This is a genomic window from Shewanella ulleungensis (assembly GCF_014648315.1).
Classification (GTDB): Bacteria; Pseudomonadota; Gammaproteobacteria; order Enterobacterales; family Shewanellaceae; genus Shewanella; species Shewanella ulleungensis.
Genome location: NZ_BMQW01000005.1, coordinates 25,184 through 39,041, shown reverse-complemented (window position 1 = coordinate 39,041; position 13,858 = coordinate 25,184). Strand labels below are relative to the sequence as shown.

Sequence of the window (13,858 nt, the reverse complement as noted above, 5' to 3'; positions counted from 1 at the left end):
ATTCGTTCGACAGCGCGTTATTTTCCGCTGTATCAAGGGTTGTTAATGAAACCGACAGAGCCAGATTTACAACTAAAATCTCCGATTCAGCGCAATTATAACCAAGCGGTGTTTTACACCTACATTGGGGTAATTGTGATGGCCTTATTGTCAGCCGGAATGATGTTTGAACGCCAAAAAGAGCAGCAAATTCAACAGCGAGAAGAGCAAGTTGCACGGCATGTATTGCAAATTGACTTATTGCTTGAATCAAGTATTAGAGCAGTTAAAAGTCTGCGAGATGTGGCGGTTGATCACTTGCGCTTGGGTGAGTTCGTGCGCAAAGACCGCCTACCTAAATATGAAAAGTTTAATGAAGACGGTCAGTATTTTACTTTAGAACCAATGTATGGCCAAAGTGATGTGCCTTTTACCAATATGGGTAGGATCACCGGAGCGGGATCACTTAGCGATCGCGCTGAGAGTTTTTATCAAGAACTGGAAATGCTGTTTGAGTTGTCGTTATCGTTTCCGGTAGCCAAAGAAGCCGCACCAAAAGCCTCGTCAATTTATTATATTTCTAAACGCCGGATGATGTCGTTTTACCCTTGGGAAAATAACGATTTACGTTTTAGAGATGAGCTACTGAATAAAAAACAGTTTCAATTATCGACACCATCGATGAATCCTCAACGCAGTGTATTTTGGAGCGAAGCCTACATTGACTCTGCTCATCAAGGCTTAATTACCACCCTTGGTCTGCCAGTATATTTACAAGATGATTTTATTGGTTCGATAAATCTCGACATGACTTTATCGTCATTAGACAAGCAAATACGTACTTATTTTAAAATGCCCGGCACGGTGATTTTGCTGGATCAGCAAAATAATATTTTATCGCACAGTGATTTTGATTCTAATGAAATGAACAAGGTGTACCACATCAGTCAGCGTATTCCAGCTGCGCTGCATTCATTGTCTGAATCTGAATTGTTTGATGCCCACGAAGGGATCATCCGTAATGGTTATTACATTCATTCTGTGGCATTGCATAATGCTCCCTGGCGTTTGTTGTATTTACAAGATGAAGACGACTTATTTAAAGACTCGTGGGAAAAGCTACAGCTAAGCTTTTTATTAGTTGTTTTGGCTTTGTCGCTGTTGGTGACTATCGTGCATTGGCAAACGCGACGGGCATTCGTTAGCCCTGCATCACGGTTATTAACTCATCTTGAGGCGTGTTCACAAGAACCGATCAGGCCGCCAGAAAAGATCACCCACGGTTGGGAGCCTTGGTTCGCGTTAGTGAGTCGTATTTTTGAAGAAAACCGCCAATATACTCACCATTTAGCTGAGCAAAATAAACGCCTAGATAATTTAGTTGCTAGGCGTACTCAACGATTGCGTGAAACGACTGAGCGACGAGAGCGTGAATACGCATTATTACGATCGTTAATTGACTCGATCCCTGAAGCGATTGTGTTTAAAGACAAAGAAGGTAAATACTTAGGCTGTAACAAGTCGGCTGAACGTATGCTTGGCTACAGCGAAAATGAAATTATTGGCCTAACCTCGTCAGAAGTCGTCAGCCCTGAACAGGGTGAGCGTATCCGCGAAGAAGATAAAAAAGTACTTAGCCAACAGCATTCATTACGCTATCAAGAGCGAGTAAATATTGAAGGCAAAGCCGTTTTGCTCGACACTTTTAAGCTGCCATTTTATAACCGTCGAGGTGATTTACTAGGCTTAATTTCAGTGTGGCGCGACATCACTAAAGAATATGATGCAGCTGAACAATTACGTATGTCGGAGCAACGTTATCACTTAGCGATGGATGCGGTAGAAGATGGTCTATGGGATTGGTATATCGATTCCGAGCAGATTATTTGTAACCCTGCATTTTATTCGATGTTGGGATATCAAGCACATGAGTTTCCGCCGCTATTAGCGTCGATTGATGCGTTATTCCACCCAGATGATCGCGAACGTGTGCAGCAGTATCGCAATGAATATGTTGATAATCCGAATGGAACTTACGAAATAGAATTTAGAATGCTTGGCAAAAATGACAAGTATTACTGGGTATTGTCTCGTGGCCGTGCGGTTGAGTTTAGTGAAAGCGGTCGTAGCAAACGTATGCTGGGTACCCATAAAGATATTACTCGCCAAAAGAGTAACGAAGTTGCCTTGCTAGAAGCTAAGCAAGATGCCGAGTTAGCCAACATGTATAAGAGTGAATTCTTAGCTAACATGAGCCATGAAATCCGTACACCAATGAATGCCATCATTGGTATGGTGCAATTGGCACAACGAACTAACTTAACGGCGCAGCAGCAAGATTATCTCAATAAAGCTGGTTTCTCGGCGCAGTCGCTGTTACGTATTATTAATGACATTCTAGACTTCTCGAAAATAGAAGCGGGCAAATTAGAATTAGAACGTGTCGCGTTTCCGTTAGATAAAGTGCTTGACCATGTCATTGATATTAATGCGATTAAAGCCCAAGAAAAGGGTGTGGAATTGCTACTTTATGCGCCAGTGACAGCAGGGTTAATTTTGAATGGCGATCCGCTACGTTTAGGCCAGGTACTGGTTAACTTACTGTCTAATGCGGTTAAGTTTACCCAAACCGGTGAAGTTGAACTTGGTTGTGAAGATGTCGGTGAACGTGACGACCGGATCACTATGAAATTCTGGGTACGTGACACCGGTATTGGCATTGGTAAAGACCAACAAGCCATGCTGTTTGATGCGTTTTCTCAAGCCGATGGCTCTACGACCCGTAAATATGGTGGTACCGGTTTAGGGTTATCTATCAGTAAGCACTTAGTGTCGATGATGGGCGGCACCATGCAGGTAGAATCTGAAATGGGCGTGGGCAGCACCTTTAGCTTTACCATTAGTTTTGAAATTGCAGAAGAGCAAGTCATTGAGCCGTTAGTGGTGCCAGAACAACTCAATAACCTAAGCACCTTGGTTGTTGACGATAATCCAAGTGCATTACAAATGTATTCGACCTTAATGCAAGACTTCAGTTTTGGTGTCGACACGGCTGACAGTGGCCAAAAGGCCTTAGATATTTTGCGTAAAAAGCCTATTGATTTGCTGTTGCTTGATTGGATGATGCCAGAAATGAATGGTTGTGATGCGATTAAGGTCTTGGATGAAATGGTCCGTGATGGTGTGATAGCGAAACGACCGATTATTATTCTAATGACCGCCTATTCGGCCGAACCTTTAGATACAGAACTGGCTAAAAATAGTGTCTATGCCATCTTACAAAAACCCTTCAAAGCATCTGATTTATTCGATGAGATTATTAATGCATTTGCAAAAGAGCCAAAGTTAAATGCAATGCCAATCATTGAAGCGGATGAACCGAGTAAAGATGCTGGGTTAGTTTTGTTAGTTGAAGATAACTTCATTAACCAACAAGTGGCTTCAGAACTGCTTAAAAGCGCAGGTTATGAAGTGGTGATTGCAGATAATGGTCAAATTGCGTTAGACATCATTGATTCTAAGCCGTTTGATGCAGTTTTAATGGATATTCAAATGCCAGTAATGGATGGCTTAACCGCATCTACCGAACTGCGTAAGCGTTACACAAAAGAGCAAATGCCGATTATTGCCATGACCGCACATGCAATGTCTGGCGATCGCGAAAAAAGTTTAGCTGCGGGAATGAACGCGCACATTACCAAACCCATTGTATTAACGGAGCTATTTGAAACGTTGTCGCATTGGATTACTTATAAGAATAGTCATAAATAATGCGATTAAATACGAAGCCTTACTCGCATTATTTTAGTTGATAGGATGTTCACGACAGGGAGATAATTTATGATCCGCCGCAGTATTTCATTGGCACTTTTACTGGCAATAGCGCCAGCAACGTTTCTTTCAGGCGTTGCGGTTGCAGCGAGCGATCCAGCACAAAAAATCATAAAACAATCGCAAGCTTCCCAAGGGTTTATTAACCTGTTTTATGATGCTAAAGCAGGCCAATTATATCTTGAGGTCGATAAGCTCAACCAACCCTTCTTAATGTTAACCAGTTTGCCTCACGGCGTAGGCTCTAACGATATTGGCTTAGACCGTGGTCAACTAGGTCAAACCCGTATGGTGCAATTTGAGCAACATGGGCCCTATCTCGTGTTAAAGCAGCTCAATACCGATTTTCGCGCATCAAGCGACAATATTTCCGAAAAACAGGCCGTTACCCAAGCATTTGCTGAGTCTATTTTATGGCGTGGAAAAATCGTTGCGGGTAAACAGGCTATTGTCTCTTTAAATGATTTAGTGATTAATGACTTACATGGTGTTGTTGATGTTCTTGCTGCGACCAAACAAGGCCAATACAGTTTAGATGACAACCGTTCGGTTATATTGCCACAAGGGATTAAATCGTTTGAACATAATGCAGATGTTGACGTTAATTTAACTTTCACGACCAGCAAAGCAGGCGAGCAAGTTGCGAGCGTGACACCCGATGCTAAGTTTTTATCTGTACGTGTGCGTTACTCCTTTGTACAACTGCCCGATGAAGGGTTTGAGCCGCGTAGTTATCATCCAATGAGCGGTTATTTATCTGATCAATATATCGATTATTCAACCGCAGTTGATCAACCTTTAGTGCAACGTCATTTATTAAAACATCGCCTGCAAAAAGTGATTCCTGGTGATGCCCCAAGCAAAGTGGTTAATCCGATTGTGTATTATCTAGATCCTGGCGTGCCAGAGCCTATTCGAGGCGCATTATTAGCTGGAGCGCGATGGTGGGAAGATGCGTTTACTGCAGCCGGTTTTATTGATGGCTTTAAAGTGGCGTTACTACCTGAGGGCGCGGATCCTCAAGATGTAAGATATAACATGATCCAATGGGTGCATCGTGCAACCCGTGGTTGGTCTTATGGGGCTGCGGTAACCGATCCTCGTACGGGCGAAATTATAAAAGGTAACGTCACTTTGGGCAGTCTTAGAGTGCGCCAAGATCATTTGATAGCAAGAGGCTTAACCGCAGGTTGGCCAGATCGTAGCGCAGCAAATGAAGCGGCAATGGCATTATCGCTAGCACGTATTCGCCAACTTGCAGCCCATGAAATTGGCCACACATTAGGATTAGATCATAATTTTGCCGCATCGACTAACGATAATTCGTCTGTGATGGATTACCCACATCCCTATGCCAGCATTGAAGGTAAGCAAATTGATATTAGCCAGCCATATCGTGAAGGTATTGGTGAATGGGATAAGTACACCATCGCTTATGGATATGGTTCTTCATCGCAAGCAGAAGCGTTATTAACGTCAAGTTTAGAAAAAGGTTTTCGATATATTGGTGAAGCAGATTCTCGACGTACGAGTGCCAGTAATGCTTATGCAAGTTTATGGGACCGTGGTAACGACGCTGTGGCAGAATTATTGCGTTTAGAAACTGTCCGCTTAAAAGCCATTAATGAATTTAATTCAGATGCGTTATTAGCTGGTGAGCCAAACGGTGAGCTTGCCGATGTCTTTGTGCCAATGTATTTACTCACTCGCTACCAGATTGAGGCTGCAGCCAAATGGATAGGAGGTACTGATTATAGTTATCAGCAAGTTGGCGGCGGAGTGAGGTGGAGCTATGTACCGCCTAAAATGCAATTAGCGGCATTAGAGGGTTTATTGGGAAGTTTACAAAGCAGTAGTTTGGCGATCCCTACCAATGTACTTCAGATATTGGTTCCTAAAGCAGGTAATTATCGTAAAACCCGTGAAAGCTTCACTTCTAATCTTGGTGTTGTGAGCGATCCGGTCGCCATGGCTGAAATGTTGAGTCGTCATATTGCGAGCCTAATATTGACTCCAGAACGTTTAAATAGAGTAAACCAAGCCTATATGGAAGACAGTTCGCAGCTGTCGGTAGTCACTTTAATCGATAAACTTGCTGGCAGAAGCCTTTATCAAGATTTGCCAAATGGCCGTGAATTAGCGATACAAATGCGTGTTAATGCTGTGGTGGTTGATGCGATGTTGACAGCCTATCGAGATCCAAAAACAGCGCCAGAGGTTCAAGCTCAGTTAGCTGCGCGTTTTGACTATATTGTGAAACAACTAAAGCGTCGCAGCAATCGTGGCAGCGACTACCAATCGGCTCATTACGATTGGTTGTATAAAGGTATTGTTAACGGTTTAGAACATCCAGATTTTAGACTCATCAACAAGCCTGCTGCAATGCCGCCAGGCTCGCCTATTTAGCTGAACATAAGAAATGCGACCGAGAAAGGTCGCATTTTTTATGTTTGAAATTGAATCTTAATGTTCTTGTTGGTCGAATGCTTTAGGGTTTTTAGGATAAAAGCGATCGGCCTTACGATCCAGATGGCTAAACTGGCGTGTATTTCGGTAAGGCAGCTTCATAAACCCAGAAATACCATGCCCCTGAATTTTATTGGCGTGGGAAATAATACGGTCAAGACAGGCCCTAAATGCAGCTTGTTTACGTGGATTCAGTAAGCGCAAATAGCTGTGGATTTTTAAATGATTGGGTAACGCTTCAAAAATAATACAGCCGGTATGATGTATTTGGTTTAACCAACCTAATTCGGTCATGATCTCGGCAGGTAATTCGAGGTTTTCTTCAGGATCTTTTCCGTCTTCAAAGTATGAATGTAGCCTAGATTTGTCTTCTAACGTGGGTACATCTCCGACTTCAAATGGCAGTTGTAACTCACCTGTGATGGTGTATTCATGTTCGGTACTTTTGCGTTCTAAATGCAAGGTGTCTTTGGCATTAAAGAAACAAGCTTTAAATACTCCAATACGTTTAATACCACGTGCCATCGTGACCATATTATTCACCGCTAAAGTCAGCGGTGCTTTATTGTCGGGGTCGTAAATTGCTAAGTTTGAGTCAATAAATACTCCAGACTCTTGCCAGCGGATCACCAAACCTCCCACGATAGGATATTGAGCTAAACGTCCCACAGCCGCAATAAACCCTTTTTCAGTATCTGCCATACCAGCCATAAAGTTTCGGTAGTATTTTTCTAGCTGGACATCATCCATCTTGGCAATAGGGTCTTGAGTGTTGTGCTCTTTTAAAAACGATTTACGCGAGCTGTAACTTACGGTCTCAACTGTTTTTGAACGTGGCTGCGCCCATACGGGAATATCAGGCACTAACGGCGGTTCTGGCAAAATGGGTAAATGCATTCGATGGCTATGACGTAGGCTTGTTAAAAAATAGTCGCCAGCAAGGTTACGCCGTTCAACATCATCGCTTAACATGGCGTCTAGTGTTTTAGCTAATTCAATGGGTAAGCCGATGCTGGTGGCAGGGATTACTTTAGTACCAAACCGACTTATTTGTCCCGATGCCAAAGCATATAAGGTTGCAGCAGCACCTTGTTCGTCAAACCTTGGGGTTGATAAAGCGCCACTTAGCTGTTCTTCACCAATAAAATACACATCGCCCATACGGGCATTGGTGTGTTGTTGATCACTAGATAATAACGACATAACGTTGTCATCTACTGCGCGATTATGCTCATCGCGTTGGGCAAACACCGCAGATCCCCAATCGATTAACGACAGTTTGTCTGTTTCAATGTCATATACCAAATTAGAGGGTTTTATGTCGCCATGTACCAGTGGTTTACCCTTGCGCAGGTAATACAAAATATTGGCGAGTTGCCTAGCGATACTCACTACCATTACCGGCGGGAGCGCACCTAAGCGCTGACAAATTTTATCTAGGTCTTCACCTATTGCCCGCTCCATGACTAAAATGCCTTGCTTACCAACACGCTCAAACTTTATCGCGCTGGGTACATTTGGGTGTTTAACCTGGCTAAGCATATATGCTTCTTCTTCAAGCCTATCTTGCACGCTTTGGGGCAGATTAACGCGTGAAAACTTAAACACATGCGATTGGCCAAATTCGTTTATTCCCGCAAACACAAATCCATAAGCACCTTTACCAATAAATTCAATTTGCTGGTATCCCAACTTGCTGAGCTGTTGTTTACATAAACGTACCCATGCTTTGTGCTTGCGCGCATCATTGGCACTGAGTAAGTATATTGACTGCTCTTCATTGATATAAAAGTGCTGTAGCTGTGGTGTTTGCAAAGTTATCCCTCGATATTTATCTCTCCATTAAACCTTGATTCACCCTTGTGCGGCAAGCGCTTCCTAGCTAAAAAATTACGATATGTAAACCTTGACCTACATCAAATCAAAATCAATCAACAATAGGTAGTATTGAATGTAAGATCATTTAACGCTTTTAGCAGAGGTATCTATGCCTAATATTGATAAAGCACAACTAATTCAATTATTTAATTTTCCTAGGACCCGTATTTTACAATCGATGGAAGTGACTCATTGTCCTCATGCCGTCTTTTTCAATCACAGTGATGAGGAATGTATTACTTGTCATCAAGGTGAAGAGTGCCTATGGATTAATCATAATGATGAAATGGTTGCACTCGAAATGAAATCTGTCGACGAACTCAAGCAACAGTTGCTTATTGCGGTTGATTTTATTGACTCTAATTTGAGTCCACACCATATGTCGCGTCGTAAATGCCAGTGCGAAAATTGCCGTTGGTTAAGACAAGTTCAATTAACGCTAGACGGTAAAGCTTAAGTTCATTTGTTTAGTTGCATCTGTTTTTTTTAGTCTTTAAAGTAGCCTGCAATATTGGTAAATAGACTAAAGAGACCATCATGGAACCACGCTTTTGGCATGAAAAATGGCAATTACAACAAATTGGTTTTCACCAGCAACAAGTTAATCCGTTTTTAGTTAAATACTGGTCGCGTTTAAGTTTAGCTGAACAAGCTGAGGTGTTTGTACCATTGTGCGGTAAGTCACTCGACATGTGTTACCTCGCAGAGCAACGTCACCGTGTTATAGGTTGCGAATTAAATCCCATCGCGGTGGAGCATTTTTTTACTGACAACGACTTAGCGTACCAGGTTGAGCAGATTGGCGAGCATAGTGTGTTTAGCGCCGATGAAGTTCGTATCTATCAAGGTGATATTTTTACCTTGCCGCATAAGTTAACCACAGGTATTGGTGGATTTTACGATCGCGCGGCATTAATTGCCTGGCCAGAAGCTATGCGCCAACAATATGCCGCTGCATTAGCTAAGTTGATCCCCGTAAATGTGAGTGGTTTATTAATTACTCTCGACTACCCACAAGATACCCTTAAAGGGCCCCCATTTGCTGTCAGTCCTGACTGGGTTGATACTCATCTTGCGCCGCACTTTGATGTGGAATTATTAGAATGTGTTGATGTGCTGGCAGACAATCCTCGCTTTGTGAATAAGCAGGTGCCTTGGTTAAACGAAGCCGTTTATAAACTGACTCGCAAAGCGTAAAAACCAGCGTTAGCAAGGTATAAAAACCTACGCCAATTGGGGTAGGTTTTATTGCCTAATGGTAATATTAATGAATATCGCGCAGGGTAATCTTTGGGCGTAAATCTACTTCACCATCGGCATAAATTGCCGCAATATCATCTTGTTGACTTATTACTGCGACAGGGCCTGTGAGCATATGACGCACAAACAACAAGCGGTAACCAAAGCGGTGTAAATCATACAATGCGAGTTTTTGATCTGCAGTAGTTAAATCCCAATGCTCGTCGTGCTTTAATATGTCCTTATTACGACGCTCATTTATTTGATATGCAACTTGAGTCATAATCCCTTCGCCTAAGTCATTTAAATATTGAAAAGTAAATAGTCAATTTTGTGTTTGATATTTCAAACAAACATCAGTCTTACGGCGTGCTGTTTGTTGATGTACTGACTATTATTGAAAGCTGTTCTTTAACAATAACTACTATAGCAATAAAACTTTCGATTGATAGTTTTTTATCAACATTTAGTATGAAAAATCTCCTTCTTATCATCCGCTTGATGAATGAATTTCGTGATGAGTTCAATAAAAATGGACTTGGTCATGATCATGGTCAATTCCACTGCCCCGTATTTTGCCCTAATCAGTATGACAGTCACCCCTATTCAAAGTGACTAATGGTTATCGCTAGAGGTCAGTGTAGTTTTTGTGATAATCATTGTAAGCACTATCATCATTATCACCATATTTAATGTGAGATTACTTTGGTTGATATCAATGTATTTTTGCTATTTTCGCAGCGATAACCTTTACCACTTAATTGATCTGTCACCGGCAAAATTAAAGCGGTATATTTCAGTATTAAGTTGTCTAATATTAGTTGTATACATTGCGAAGTCGTGTTCATTATTGTGCAAAGTCGGGACCATTTATATCCCTTTTTTCTATTAAGTTTATGTAATTTAATCTTTAAATATCAATGTGTTATTTTTATTTTGATACTGGTTGTCGAATGTGTCCTAGGTCATTTTTTTTGGATTTGACTCAAGGTAAATGTAATAATTGTGTTAATCTAGTCGCAGTAAAACAAAAAAATGTTGTTGTTTTTAGCGAATATTTCGCTGTTTTTAAAATCTATTTTATTGAACTGCGACTATACTTTTAAGGTTGTTGAACTCAGCATCAAATTTGTTGACTAATTAAATAGGTTATTGAGTTTTAATGACATTTATGCAGGAATAAAAAAGTACAGTTTTTGCATAAAAATTCGTTGCGTATTGGTTAGAAATATCGTTTACTGCGCATGTTTTTACAAACCTGAAAACGCACTTTTATTGCCCAACTAACAGGAGGCACTGGCCTAATGAGCCAATTTCAATCGATTGATGTTGCAGATTATTATGACAAGGACACGTTTGACCGCATTAAGGCATTTGCTAAAGATAAGCCAACGCCGTTTGTAGTTATTGACACCCAAATCGTTGCGAAACAATACGATGACATGGTTAATAATTTTCCTTTCGCAAACGTTTATTATGCGGTTAAGGCAAATCCGGCCAAAGAAATTCTTACTTTGCTGCGTGACAAGGGCTCAAACTTTGACATTGCATCTATTTATGAGCTCGAAATGGTCACCTCTATAGGTGTTTCTGCTGACCGTATCAGTTACGGTAATACCATTAAAAAGCGCGTAGATGTACGCTCTTTTTATGAGCAAGGCGTGCGCATGTTTGCTTCAGACTCTGAAGCTGATTTACGTATGATTGCAGAAGAAGCACCAGGCGCCAAAGTGTATGTGCGTATTTTAACAGAAGGCACGCACACTGCTGATTGGCCTTTATCACGTAAGTTTGGCTGCCAAAATGAAATGGCTTACGATTTATTGGTTTTGGCCAAAGAGCTTGGATTACAACCACATGGTATTTCTTTCCATGTTGGTTCACAGCAACGTGATATCGGTGCGTGGGATTCTGCGATTGGTAAAGTTAAAAGTATTTATGACCGTTTAAAAGAAGAACACGGCATTGTGCTTAAGATGATCAATTTAGGTGGTGGTTTTCCTGCCAACTATATGGATAAAACCAATGAATTAGGTGTGTATGCACAACAGATCAAGCACTTCCTAGAAGAAGATTTTGGTGATGAATTACCAGAAATTATTTTAGAGCCAGGTCGTTCGTTGTTGTCAAATGCCGGTGTATTAATTTCTGAGGTTGTATTGATTTCTCGTAAGTCACATACAGCATTAGAGCGCTGGGTGTTTACTGATGTGGGTAAATTCTCTGGGTTAATTGAAACCATGGACGAAGCGATTAAGTTCCCTATCTATACAGACCGTAACGGTGAGTTAGATAAGTGTGTTATTGCCGGCCCTACGTGTGACAGTGCTGATATTATGTATGAGCACTATAGCTATGGGTTACCAACGGATTTAGCCATAGGCGATCGCATGTATTGGTTAACTGCAGGCGCTTACACAACAACTTATTCAGCTGTGTGTTTTAATGGTTTTCCACCGTTAAAAGATTATTATTTGTAACAAGATAATAGCCAGTCAAAAGGACGCCTAGCGTCCTTTTTTGTTTTAGACGCGCAAGCGACTAAAATGTAATTAAGTTAACTTGATGTGAATCACGTTAATGGTTTTTAAGTTAGATAAATAGTTTGTTGTTTTTCACTGTATTCAACTATGCTCAACGCCATGATTTTTGTGGATTTTGGTCATATATTGGTAATAATTTAACGAAACAATATTAACTATTATGAATTTATATGTGATCAAGTTAACCTTATCCCCCTAAAGACTAGGTTAAAGTCTGGGATATAAGAATTTAATATTCAAAAATGAAAGGGGTTTTCAAAATGTCCGATGTATTTCACTTAGGATTAACCAAAAAAATGTTAGATGGTGCAACCTTAGCAATCGTTCCTGGTGATCCAGAACGTGTTAAGCGTATTGCCGAGCTTATGGAGAACGCGACGTTCCTAGCTAGCCATCGTGAATACACCAGTTACTTAGCTTACATTGATGGTAAGCCAGTTGTGGTGTGTTCTACAGGTATTGGTGGTCCATCAACATCTATTGCAGTTGAAGAGTTAGCACAGCTGGGTGTGACAACTTTCTTACGCGTAGGTACTACAGGTGCAATTCAGCCACATGTTAACGTGGGTGATGTTATTGTCACTCAGGCTTCTGTTCGTTTAGATGGTGCCAGCTTGCATTTTGCTCCGCTAGAGTTCCCTGCAGCGGCAAACTTTGATTGCACTACAGCTATGGTTGCAGCATGTCGCGATGCCGGTTTAGAACCGCATATCGGTATTACCGCTTCTTCTGACACTTTCTATCCAGGTCAAGAGCGTTACGATACTGTTTCTGGTCGCATTACTCAGCGTTATGTTGGCTCTATGAAAGAGTGGCAGTCAATGGGCGTGTTGAACTATGAAATGGAGTCAGCCACATTATTTACTATGTGTGCAACTCAAGGCTGGCGTGCAGCATGTGTAGCAGGTGTGATTGTGAACCGTACACAGCAAGAAATTCCAGATGAAGCCACAATGAAGAAAACTGAAGTGAGTGCAGTTTCTATTGTTGTTGCTGCTGCGAAAAAACTATTAGCGTAATGCTATTTAGTCGCACGTTAACTATGGCTGATTGCTCAGCCTAGCAGTTAAAGCGTAAACAGTAAAAAAGGTGCCTAGGCACCTTTTTTGTTCCTCATTTTCACCAATTAGAAATGATATTGGGCAATAATAGAGTAAGTATTTTGGTCAACACCATTAACACCATACTTGCTTTTCCAGTAATCGTATTCAAATCCGACTAGCAATTTATTCTTTTTGTGCTCGCCAAATAAACTTTGTCCTAAATCATATTTAATCTGTGGATTAAAATGTAAGTTTTCATCGTAGCCATTGTTGTCTGCAACAAATACCCAATCAATAAAGCCATCGATAATAATATTCGCATTGCCAATTGGCATATCGATTCTAAATACTGGAGTAAACTGCCAGCCGTCGCTGATATTGGCGTTACTAATAGCATCACGGCGATAAGTATTGAGCTGCAAGTAAGTGAAAAATGGCACATCAAAGTCAAGCCCCACACCATAAAGCATGCTTTCAACTGGACCGTCACCTTGCTCGTACGTTAATGCTAATGACACATCATTGACTACACCAAAACCAACAGGTTTACCGATAATTTTACTGGCACTAAAACGCGGTGAAATTTCACCGTAGCTCGAGTCATCAACTCCGCCATTATTACCATTAAAGTTGATAAAATCTTGAAATACGAACCAATCGCCATATGTCCAACCACCTGCAGTCTCTAATGTAATGGTGGTTTGTCTTTCTGATGGTGCAAGGTCGTAGTTTTCGCCATGCAAGACAGTTGCGCTCGCATCCCACCATTGGATAACATCATTTGCAAACACGTTTGGTGAAAGCACTAGTGTTGCTAAAAGGCAGATTTTTTTCATTTTTATTCCGGTTCGTAAAGTGGCAGCAATGCCATAATGATTG

At 41.2% G+C, this 13,858-nt stretch carries 9 protein-coding genes; 6 read left to right on the top strand and 3 right to left on the bottom strand.

Annotated features, from left to right (window positions below):
* Positions 1 to 45: 45 nt before the first annotated feature.
* Complete coding sequence (locus tag IEY40_RS10915; RefSeq protein ID WP_188956084.1) at positions 46 to 3,750, top strand: response regulator; 3,705 nt, start codon at positions 46 to 48, stop codon at positions 3,748 to 3,750.
* Positions 3,751 to 3,819: 69 nt separating this feature from the next.
* On the top strand, positions 3,820 to 6,216 hold the full coding sequence (locus IEY40_RS10910; protein WP_188956082.1) for a zinc-dependent metalloprotease: 2,397 nt from the start codon (positions 3,820 to 3,822) through the stop codon (positions 6,214 to 6,216).
* Between the two features lie 57 nt (positions 6,217 to 6,273).
* Here the strand turns inward: IEY40_RS10910 and IEY40_RS10905 are convergent, their stop codons facing one another.
* The gene (locus IEY40_RS10905; RefSeq protein ID WP_188956080.1) at positions 6,274 to 8,091 is read right to left on the bottom strand and encodes a protein kinase domain-containing protein; all 1,818 of its coding nucleotides are present in this window, start codon (positions 8,089 to 8,091) and stop codon (positions 6,274 to 6,276) included.
* A gap of 172 nt (positions 8,092 to 8,263) precedes the next feature.
* Between IEY40_RS10905 and IEY40_RS10900 the strand changes: the two genes are divergently transcribed.
* Positions 8,264 to 8,611: a hypothetical protein gene (locus IEY40_RS10900; protein ID WP_188956078.1), complete on the top strand. Its 348-nt coding sequence runs from the start codon at positions 8,264 to 8,266 to the stop codon at positions 8,609 to 8,611.
* Positions 8,612 to 8,691: 80 nt separating this feature from the next.
* Complete coding sequence (locus IEY40_RS10895) at positions 8,692 to 9,351, top strand: thiopurine S-methyltransferase (protein ID WP_188956076.1); 660 nt, start codon at positions 8,692 to 8,694, stop codon at positions 9,349 to 9,351.
* 67 nt (positions 9,352 to 9,418) lie between these two features.
* Here IEY40_RS10895 and IEY40_RS10890 read toward each other — a convergent pair whose 3' ends face one another.
* Positions 9,419 to 9,676, bottom strand: a complete 258-nt coding sequence (locus IEY40_RS10890; RefSeq protein WP_188956074.1) for a hypothetical protein — start codon at positions 9,674 to 9,676, stop codon at positions 9,419 to 9,421.
* A 1,021-nt stretch (positions 9,677 to 10,697) separates the two neighbouring features.
* Between IEY40_RS10890 and IEY40_RS10885 the strand changes: the two genes are divergently transcribed.
* On the top strand, positions 10,698 to 11,873 hold the full coding sequence (locus tag IEY40_RS10885; RefSeq protein WP_188956072.1) for a type III PLP-dependent enzyme: 1,176 nt from the start codon (positions 10,698 to 10,700) through the stop codon (positions 11,871 to 11,873).
* Between the two features lie 323 nt (positions 11,874 to 12,196).
* Positions 12,197 to 12,955, top strand: coding sequence for a uridine phosphorylase (udp, locus tag IEY40_RS10880; RefSeq protein ID WP_188956070.1), 759 nt, complete (start codon positions 12,197 to 12,199; stop codon positions 12,953 to 12,955).
* 107 nt (positions 12,956 to 13,062) lie between these two features.
* On the opposite strand, the gene IEY40_RS10875 is transcribed toward udp, so the two are convergent.
* Positions 13,063 to 13,815, bottom strand: a complete 753-nt coding sequence (locus IEY40_RS10875) for an outer membrane protein OmpK (RefSeq protein WP_188956068.1) — start codon at positions 13,813 to 13,815, stop codon at positions 13,063 to 13,065.
* Positions 13,816 to 13,858 lie beyond the last annotated feature (43 nt).